This is a genomic window from Amycolatopsis sp. NPDC051371, from assembly GCF_040682155.1.
In the GTDB taxonomy this organism is placed as follows: Bacteria; Actinomycetota; Actinomycetes; order Mycobacteriales; family Pseudonocardiaceae; genus Amycolatopsis.
Genome location: NZ_JBFBAG010000038.1, coordinates 102233 through 111334, shown reverse-complemented (window position 1 = coordinate 111334; position 9102 = coordinate 102233). Strand labels below are relative to the sequence as shown.

General features: G+C 71.2%; 6 protein-coding genes. 1 reads left to right on the top strand and 5 read right to left on the bottom strand.

The genetic code is table 11. The features are described 5' to 3' along the window. Positions 1-110: 110 nt before the first annotated feature. Complete coding sequence (locus tag AB0M59_RS37450) at positions 111-3764, bottom strand: family 78 glycoside hydrolase catalytic domain (protein WP_364624905.1); 3654 nt, start codon at positions 3762-3764, stop codon at positions 111-113. 356 nt (positions 3765-4120) lie between these two features. Here AB0M59_RS37450 and AB0M59_RS37445 point away from each other — a divergent pair, with 356 nt between their 5' ends. Beyond that, on the top strand, positions 4121-5593 hold the full coding sequence (locus AB0M59_RS37445; protein ID WP_364624903.1) for an alpha-L-arabinofuranosidase B: 1473 nt from the start codon (positions 4121-4123) through the stop codon (positions 5591-5593). Here the strand turns inward: AB0M59_RS37445 and AB0M59_RS37440 are convergent. From AB0M59_RS37440 to AB0M59_RS37425, 4 genes are all read right to left on the bottom strand, one after another. Then, positions 5559-6869 (bottom strand): DJ-1/PfpI family protein, encoded by a 1311-nt coding sequence (locus AB0M59_RS37440; protein ID WP_364624901.1) that lies wholly within the window; start codon positions 6867-6869, stop codon positions 5559-5561. The two genes, AB0M59_RS37445 and AB0M59_RS37440, sit on opposite strands and share 35 nt — an antisense overlap. Before the next feature lies 1 nt (position 6870). After that, positions 6871-7263, bottom strand: a complete 393-nt coding sequence (locus AB0M59_RS37435) for a hypothetical protein (RefSeq protein WP_364624899.1) — start codon at positions 7261-7263, stop codon at positions 6871-6873. Between the two features lie 99 nt (positions 7264-7362). Next, positions 7363-8007 (bottom strand): response regulator transcription factor, encoded by a 645-nt coding sequence (locus AB0M59_RS37430; RefSeq protein WP_364624897.1) that lies wholly within the window; start codon positions 8005-8007, stop codon positions 7363-7365. Then, positions 8004-9086: a sensor histidine kinase gene (locus AB0M59_RS37425; RefSeq protein ID WP_364624895.1), complete on the bottom strand. Its 1083-nt coding sequence runs from the start codon at positions 9084-9086 to the stop codon at positions 8004-8006. Before AB0M59_RS37425 ends, AB0M59_RS37430 begins: the two co-directional genes overlap by 4 nt. Positions 9087-9102 lie beyond the last annotated feature (16 nt).

Below are 9102 nucleotides of genomic sequence, written 5' to 3'. Positions count from 1 at the left end.
AACAGCGGCCCGAGGTCGGGCCGGGCGCGGCCGCCGGTGAGCACATGACCCAAGGCCGCCTTGGGTGCGTTCAACGCAACCAAGGCCACATTGGGGCGCTGGTCAGCGGGTCACGCCGAAGCCGTGAAGACGTACGAACCCGCGGGCACGAAGTACGAACCCGCCGCCGACGGCACCGCTTCCGGCGGCGCCACCACCGACCCCGGCTGCGACGACGGCACCTGCACCGTCGCCGACGAACCAGGCGGGACCGTCACCCGCAGCGTCAGCTTCCCGGCCGAGATCGACCAGTCGCTGACCGCGTTGCCGTACGGCGTCTCGTACGCCGACTTCGCCGACGTCAACCCGCCGCCCGGGCGCGGCGCCACCAAAAGCGACGCGTACCCCGGGGACGCCGGCGACAGGCCGCCGACCGAGTGGTACAGGAAGTCGCCCACCGAGCCGAGGCCGTAGTGGTTGAACGAGTTCATCCCCGGGTCGTTGAACGAGCCGTCCGGCTTGATCCCGTCCCAGCGCTCCCAGATCGTCGTCGCGCCGTGGCCGATCATGTAGCCCCAGCCGGGGAAGTCCGGCTGCAGCAGCACCTGGTACGCGACGTCCGCGTGCCCGTGCGCGGCCAGCACCGGCAGCAGGTTCTCGACGCCGAGGAATCCGACGCTGAGGTGACCGTTGGCCGCGGCCACGCGAGCAGCCAGCTTGTCCGCCGCCGGCTGGACCTGAGAAGCGGGCAGCAGCCCGAACGCCAGTGCCAGGACGTACCCGGTCTGCGTGTTCGCCCCCACCGTGCCGTCGGCCGCCACGAACCGGGAGGTGAAGGCGGCCCCGATCTGGTCGGCCAGGGTCCCGTACTTCGTCGCCTCCGCGGTGTGCCCGGTGGCCGCGGCCATCCGCGACACCAGCCGTGACGACCACGCGAAGAACGCCGTCGAGATCAGGTCCTGCGCGGTGTTGTCGTTGACGTTCAGCCAGTCGCCGAACGTCTGGTGGTCGCGGATCAGGTCGGCGCCCGACGTCGACCGCAGGTACTCGACCCACTTGACCATCGCGGCGAAGTGCTCGTTGATCACGCTGGTGTCGCCGTAGCGCTGCCACAGGGTGTAGGGCACGATGACGCCCGCGTCGCCCCAGCCCGCCGTGCCCGAACCGCTCAGCACGCCCGGCGCGACGTCGGTGAACGACCCGTCGTCGTGCTGCGCGTCGACCAGGTCGTCGCTGAACTTGCCGAGGAAGTTCGCGACGTCGAGGTTGAACGTCGAGGTGCCGGCGAAGATCCCGATGTCGCCGGTCCAGCCGAGCCGCTCGTCGCGCTGCGGGCAGTCGCTCGGCACGGACAGCATGTTCGAGCGTTCACCCCACAGGATGTTGTGCTGAAGCTGGTTCACCATCGCGTTCGACGTCGTGAACGTGCCGGCCTGCGCGCCCGCTGTCCACATCGCCCGGCCGGTCAGCGTCGACGCCGTCGGTGCCGAAGGCAGGCCCGTCAGTTCGACGTACCGGTAGCCGTGCACGGTGAAGCGCGGCTCGTACGTCTCGACGCCACCGGTGCCCGCCAGGGTGAACCGATCGGTCGCCTGCGCCGCGCGCAGGTTCGTCGTGTAGATCGTGCCGTCGGGGTTGAGCACCTCGGCGTGCCGCATGGTGACCGTGGTGCCGGCCGGACCGGTCACCGCCAGCCGGTTCCAGCCGCTGAAGTTCTGGCCCAGGTCGGCGACCCAGACTCCCGGCTTCGGCTGGGTCCACGCGACGGGCTTGAACTCCTGCTGCACCGTGACGCCGTTGTCCGCCTGGGACACCAGGTTCGGCTTCGCGCCGGTCTTCACGCGGGGTGCCGCCCAGGCGCGGTCGTCGAACCCGGGCCGGTCCCAGCCGGACGCGAGCCGGGCGTCGTAGGTCTCACCCTGGTAGAGGTCGTCGGCGCGGATCGGGCCGTCGCCGGCCTTCCAGGTGCCGTCGGTCGCGACCGTGGTGGACGTGCCGTCGGTGAACGTCAGCTTCAGCTGTGCCGAGTACCACGGCTCGGTGCCGTACTTCTGGCTGCCGGCGATGCCGATGCTCCCCGAGTACCAGCCGTTGCCGACCATCGCGCCGAGGACGTTCTCGCCGGACTTGATCTGCTTCGTGACGTCGGAAACGCGGTACTGCAGGCGTTTCGTGTAGTCCGTCCAGCCCGGTGCCAGGACCTCGCCGCCGACCTTCGCGCCGTTGAGATGGGTCTCCTGCAGGCCGAGCGCGGTGGTGAGCAGCCGCGCACTCGCGACCGGCTTCGAGACGGTGAAGCTCTTGCGCAGCAGGGGAGCGGGCGCGCTGACGGCGACGTTCGCACCCCACGGCCCGGTGCCGTACGCGGTCAATGCCCGCGCCGCCGGCCAGGAGGAGTCGTCGAACCCGCGCTGCTGCCAGCCGTCGGGGCCGGTCTGGCTCGCCTTCCACGTGCCGTCGGTGCTCACCGTGGGGCCACCTTGGACGGTCAGCTTGGCGATCATCCCGGCCGGGCTCTGCGTGGTGTTCTCCGCGCTGATCGCGATCGTGTTCGTCCCGGCGGTCAGCAGGCCGCCGACGTCGACGACGGCGGCCGTCTTCCACGAGTCGGTGACGCGCGGTGAGTCGCTGACCTGGGTGCCGTTGACCCACACCGTGGCGGTGTCGTCGCCGGTCACGACCAGGGTGGCCGTCGACGGCGCCGCGGTCAGGTCGACGTTCTTCCGGAAGAACCGCGTGGCCGGTGGTACGCCGCCGAGCGGGTCGCCTTCGGGATACCAGACCCAGCTCGCGCCGGCGAGGTCCGGGCCGGCCGTGGCGCGGCCGAGGAAGGCTCCGGTCCACTCGGCCGCCGGGTCGCGCAACGCGGTTTCGAAGCGCTGCACCGCACTCCAGCCGCTCATCCGGCCTTCGGCGTCCCAGACGCGGACCTTCCAGGTGTAGGCGGTCAGCGACGTCAGCGCGGGACCGCCGTAGGCGACGTCGGCCTGCTGCGCGGACGTGACGCGGCCGCTGTCCCAGACGTCCTTGCCGCCGGTGGACACCACGAGCTGGTAGGCCGACTGGCGCTGCTGCGCGGCCGAAGACGCCAGCTTCCAGCCGAACCGGACCTGGGCCGGGTCGACGCCGAGGGGGTTGACGCGCTGCCCGACTGTGGCGCTCGCGACCGAAAGCGGCGTCTTGGCCGAGGCGTTCGGCGTGCTGACGCGCGTGCCCCACGGGCCGGTGCCGTAGGTGCCGAGGTCCTGGGCGGCGGCCCAGGTCCCGTCGGCGAAGCCGGGCTGGTCCCAGCCGTCCGGCGCGGTCGTCGCGCTCTTCCAGCCGGCACCGGTGGTGAGGTCGGTGGTGCCCGACGCGGTCGTCACGCGTACCCGCCCGAGCAGGCCGGCCGCGCCGCCGGAGTTGCGGACGGCGACGGCGAGGGTGTTGACGCCGGGAGTCAGCGCGGGCCGGAGGTCCACCGCCAGCGCCGAACGCCACGAATCCGTGGTGCGGGCCGAAGAGGCGAGGGGCTTGCCGTTGAGCCAGACGTCGGCGGTGTCGTCGCCGGTGACGACGAACCGGGCGTCGCTGACCGCGGCGGCGGGGACGGTGAACGTGGTGCGGAAGTACCGGGTCGCGGCCGGCGCGGAGACGCGGGCGTTGCCTTCCGGGTACCAGATCCAGTGCGCACCGGCCAGGTCGACCGGTGGAGCGGCACCGGCCGGGGGGACCGAGGCGGCGGAGAGGGCGAGGATCGCGGCGAGCGTGGTGGTGGTCGCGCGCCAGAGCTTCGAGGGCAGCATGCGGGCTCCCTTACAGCGGGGACGGAGCGGCTGGATTTAAACGTTTCAATACAGCGTGATACGTGACTGTAATCACGAACTCACACGTTGGCAATACTCCACCGGGACGTATGGGTGGTGAATCGCTTCGACGATGGCGGGGATTCCTAAATCGTTTTAGGACACGCGGACGTCCGGTTCGCGGCAAATCGGAGCGTTGACGAAAGCCCGGGCTGGGCTGCATAGTGCTCGCTGGTAACGCTCACATCATTGGTCCCGCTCTGGAGGCTTTTATGTCTCAACGTCGAGACAGTAAGAATGTTAGCGCTAACAATAGGTCGCGGATCTGGCGCGTTCTGGTGGGCATCGTCGCGTTGGTGTCCGCGAGCCTCACGACCGCGTCGACGGCTTCGGCCGCCGCGTCGCTGCCGTGCGACATCTACGGCGCGGCGGGCACGGCCTGCGTCGCGGCGCACAGCACCACGCGAGCCCTCTACGGCACCTACAACGGTCCGCTGTACCAGGTCCAGCGTGCGTCGGACGGCGCGAAGACCAACGTCGGCCTCCTGGCGGCGGGCGGTTACGCCAACGCCGCGGCCCAGGACTCCTTCTGCGCCGGGACGACCTGCCTGATCACCGAGATCTACGACCAGTCCCCGCGGCACAACGACCTGACGATCGAAGGGCCCGGCGGCGCGGGCGGTCAGGACACCGGCGTCCCCGCGGACGCCCTGCCGGTGACCGCCGGCGGCCACCAGGTCTACGGCGCCTCGTTCTCCGGCCGGATGGGCTACCGGGACAACACGACGACCGGTGTCGCCCGCAACGGCCAGCCCGAGGGCATGTACATGATCACCTCCGGCACGCACGTCAACGGCGCCTGCTGCTTCGACTACGGCAACGCCGAGACCAACAACCAGGACACCGGCAACGGCCACATGGACGCGCTCAACTTCGGCACCGAGTGCTGGTTCCAGCCCTGCCACGGCGCGGGTCCCTGGGTGCAGGCCGACCTGGAGAACGGGTTGTTCCAGTCGAGCGCCGGCGGGAGCCAGAACACCGCCAACACCGGCATCACGGCCCCGTTCGTCACCGCCCTGTTGAAGAACAACGGCCAGAACTTCTTCGCGCTCAAGGACGGCAACGCGCAGTCCGGTGGCCTCCGGACGACCTACTCCGGCCCCGAGCCGACGGCCGGCGGCTATGCGCCGATGCACCAGGAAGGCGCGATCGTTCTCGGCACCGGCGGCGACAACAGCAACGGTTCGATCGGGTCGTTCTTCGAAGGCGTGATGACCGCCGGGCTGCCGACCGACGCGGCGGACAACGCGGTCCAGGCGAACGTCGTCTCGGTCGGTTACGGCGGCCCCACCGGTTCGACCGGCACCTTGAACCCCGGCTCGGAGATCTCCGTGCGCGCGACCACCGCGTGCTGCGCCGGTGACTACCTCCGGCACCAGAACAACAGCACGGTGATCTCGCCCGTCAGTTCCCCTTTGGACAAGAACGACGCCACGTGGATCGTCCGCAAGGGACTCGCGGACGCCTCCTGCGTGTCGTTCGAGTCCCGGAACTACCCCGGGGACTTCCTGCGCCACTTCAACTTCCAGGTGTACCGGCAGCCGATGGACGGCAGCGCGGCCTTCCGCGCCGACGCGACGTTCTGCCCGGTCGCCGGGAAGAACGGCCAGGGCTCGTCGTTCCGCTCGTACAACTACTCCGGGAAGTACCTGCGGCACTACGACAACACCGTCTACATCGCCGACACCAGCGGCGCCCACGCGTGGGACGCCGCCGGTTCGTACAACGACGATGTCAGCTGGGTCGTCGCTCAGCCCTGGGCGCCCTGATCCGGCGCACGACGACCACGACTGCCGCGCCCAGCAGGACCAGGGCGATCGGCAGCGCCGTGGGCAGCCACGGCCAGGCCCGGCCTTCGAAGCCGACACGATCGGTCGGCAGCTCCAGGACCTTCGCGGTCCAGCGCGCGGTCGCGACGTCCGTGCTGCGGGAGAGCGCGCTCACCGCGGTGTCGTAGGCGAAGCCGGGCCGGTCGTGGACGTACTCCGGAGCCGGGCCGCCGGGCGGCGACGTGACCCCGCGCGTCGCCCCCGGCACGATCAGCCGGTCGAGTTCCGCCGAATCGAGGGACGCGCGCGGCACGAACGTCAGGCCGTGCCGCGACCGGATGGGGGCGCCGTCCGCGCTCACGGCGAGGGTGCGCGAAGACAGCGACTGGCCTTCGGTGTCGAAGACCGACGCGAGTTCGATCTCCCCGACGCCGTTCGCGAGCAGCACGCCGATCTCGTCCGGGTGCCAGCGGAAGGCGGCGTTGACGATCGCGGCCGCGTCCGGCATCGACGCCGGGGCGTGCACCGGAACGTCGGTGCCGTACCGCGTCCAGCCGATCGCCTTCGCGGCGTCGGCGGCCACGGCGCGACCGGCCAGCCGCTCCACCAAATGCAGTGTTCCGTCGATGCCGGACAGGATTCCGGCCGTGGTGACGACGTCGCCGTCGTCGACGAACCGTTGCCCGCGCACCCAGTGCACGGCCGGGTAGTCGTCGGCGAAGGCCTCGAGCTTCAGCCAATGCGCGGTGGCCGGCCGGCCGTCGAGCAGGCCGGTGGAGGCGAGCACGCCCCCGCCGTTGCAGACGCTCAGCAGCTTCGCGCCGTGGGCGGCCTGCGTGCGCAGCCAGCTCTTGACCGGCTCGGTGCTCGGCTCGCCGACGTCCGGGAGCGCGGGCACGACGACGAGGTCCGGCGCCTTCGGGCCGAGCCGGGCGGCGAGGTCGTCGAAGCTCAGGTCGGGGACCAGGTCGAGGCCGCCGGTCAGCGGCTTCGGCTCCCGCTTCGGCGCGACGGTGTAGACGTTGAACCGGCCGGTCGCGGCGAGGATCTCGTACGGCGCGAGGGTGTCGGAAACGACGGCCCCGCGGTCGCCGACGACGACCACCGCCGTCGGCTTGGCCGGATCGTGGACCGGCGGCGTCGCGGCGGGCAACGGCCGGTCCGGGCCGGGGGAGTAGAGGGCGTCGAACGCCGACAGCGCGGAGATGGTCGCGCCCACGGCCGGGACGGCGAGCACCGCGACGACCAGGGCGAACCACTTCAGGACGGTCCGCATGTCAGTGCCAGTACTCGGCGCGGCGCCACACCATGGCGGCGAGCATCAGCGGGAACATGACCACGTGCCCGGCGACCATCAGGGTGCCGCCGCCGATCGCCCCGAGCCAGAACGGCACGAGCAGCGCGACGAACGGCAGGTACATGGCGGCGGCCATCTCCGCGATCCGCGGCCACGAGTGCCGGCGCAGCAGCATCGCCGCGGTCATGGCGACGGTCATGTTCGTGGCCATGACGAGCGCGTCGACGTCCGCGCGCTCAAGCCAGGACGACGGCCAGAGCGGGTGCAGCACCACCATGCCGATGAGCATGGCGGCGACCATCTCGACGTAGTGCCCGGTGAACCGGGCGAGCTTGCGGGTGGTGGTCCGGGGTGGGGCGGCGGCGGTGGTCATCTCGGGTTCCCTCCAGTGCGGTTTCGCTCCTGGACGAGAATCCCGGGTGCCGGCCGTCCTGTGAGGTGCCGGAAGTCATGACCCGGGTCATGTGACTCCTCAGAGCAGCCCGAGGTCCCGGGCCCGCAGGGCGGCCTGGGTGCGGTCGCGGGCGCCGAGCTTCCCCAGCAGGTTCGTCACGTGGTTCTTCACCGTGCCTTCGGCGAGGAACAGCGAAGCCGCGATCTCGCGGTTGCTGCGGCCGTCCGCGAGCAGGCGCAGCACCTCCCGCTCCCGCTCGGACAACGGCACCACCAGCGGCTGAGGACGCTCTTCGGGCAGCTGCGCGAACCGCGCGACGACCTTCGCGGCGACCGACGGCTGCAGCACCGACTCGCCCCGCGCGGCGGCCAGCACCGCTTCGATCAGCCGGGCCGACGAGACGTCCTTGAGCAGGTACCCGACCGCGCCCGCGCGCAGGGCGGCGAAGACGTCTTCGTCGTCGTCGAACGTCGTCAGCGCGATGACCTGGACGTCCGGGTGCGCCAGCCGCAGCCGCCCGGTCGCGCCGACGCCGTCGAGGACCGGCATGCGCAGGTCCATCAGGACGACGTCCGGCTTGACGGAGGCGACCCGGCTCAGCGCCTCCTCGCCGTTGCCCGCTTCGCCGACGACGTCGATGCCGTCGTGGGTCGCCAGCAGGGTGGCGAGGGCTTCGCGGAACAGCGCCTGGTCGTCGACGAGCAGGACGCGGACCGGTGTCATCCCGGCACCTCCATGCTCAGCGCGCTGCCCTCGCCCGGCGCCGAGGTGAAGTCGAGCTTGCCACCCAGCTGGTCGGCGCGTTCCCGCAGCCCCAGCAGCCCGAAGCCGGGTGACGTGCCGCCGTCGCTGCCGGCGCCGTCGTCGCGAACGACGACGCGGACCGAGGCGTCGGCGTAGTCCAGAACCAGCTCGACACTGTCCGCGCCGGCGTGCTTGCGGACGTTCGTCAGACCTTCCTGCGCCGTCCGGAAAAGGGCCTCGCGATGCTCTTCCGGCAGCGGTCGCTCGGCACCCGAGACCGTGAGCTCGGCCGGAACACCGGCTTCCGAAACCAGCGCCCGCAACGCGTCGGGCAACGGCGTCGACCGCGGCTCGCGCAACGCTTTCACCGAGCGGCGCACCTCGGAGAGCGCGTTCTCGGCCTGCTCCTGCGCCTTCGCGAGGACTTCGTCGGCCTTGCCCGGGTCCGTCGGCAGCACCGCCCGTGCGGCCTTGACCTGCATCTGGACCACGGTGAGCGAATGGCCGAGCCCGTCGTGGATGTCCCGCGCGACGCGGTTGCGCTCCTGCGCGGTCGCCAGCCGTTCAGCCTGGCTCGCGTAGTCGCGCAGTTTCTCGTGGGCTTCGGCGAGTTCGCCGCGCGACCGCTGTTCGCGCACCAGCAGTTCGGTGATGACGGCCGCGAACAGCACCGAAACCAGCGTGCCGAGACCTTCCCGCAGGCCCGCACCCAGCGACATCCCGAGGTGCACGAGCGGCACCACGGCGATGACGAGCGCGATCACCGGCAGCGGCAGGCGCAGCAGCACGCACTGGCTGACCAGCACGACGAGGAACAGCGTCGCCCCGACGCCGGCGCTGATCGTGAACGTCACGAAGGCCAGCGGCAGCTGGACACCGACGTACGCGGCCGGCCACGCCCAGCCGTCGCGGGTGCGGACCCAGCCGAAGCCCGCCGTCGCGAGCACGGCGAAGACCGTGCCGAACACCAAGGCGAGCACGGGCTCCCCGGAGCCGAGGACCCCGAGCACGATCGAGAGGAAGGCGCCGCAGGTCAGCACCCCGAGGGCCCGGTTCATGGGGTCACTGTGGGGT

Bases quoted from the DNA above. Each gene is read 5' to 3' on its own strand.
- AB0M59_RS37450 (WP_364624905.1), bottom strand. From the start codon at position 3,764: ATGCTGCCCTCGAAGCTCTGGCGCGCGACCACCACCACGCTCGCCGCG.
- AB0M59_RS37440 (WP_364624901.1), bottom strand. From the start codon at position 6,869: ATGCGGACCGTCCTGAAGTGGTTCGCCCTGGTCGTCGCGGTGCTCGCC.
- AB0M59_RS37435 (WP_364624899.1), bottom strand. From the start codon at position 7,263: ATGACCACCGCCGCCGCCCCACCCCGGACCACCACCCGCAAGCTCGCC.
- AB0M59_RS37430 (WP_364624897.1), bottom strand. From the start codon at position 8,007: ATGACACCGGTCCGCGTCCTGCTCGTCGACGACCAGGCGCTGTTCCGC.
- AB0M59_RS37425 (WP_364624895.1), bottom strand. From the start codon at position 9,086: ATGAACCGGGCCCTCGGGGTGCTGACCTGCGGCGCCTTCCTCTCGATC.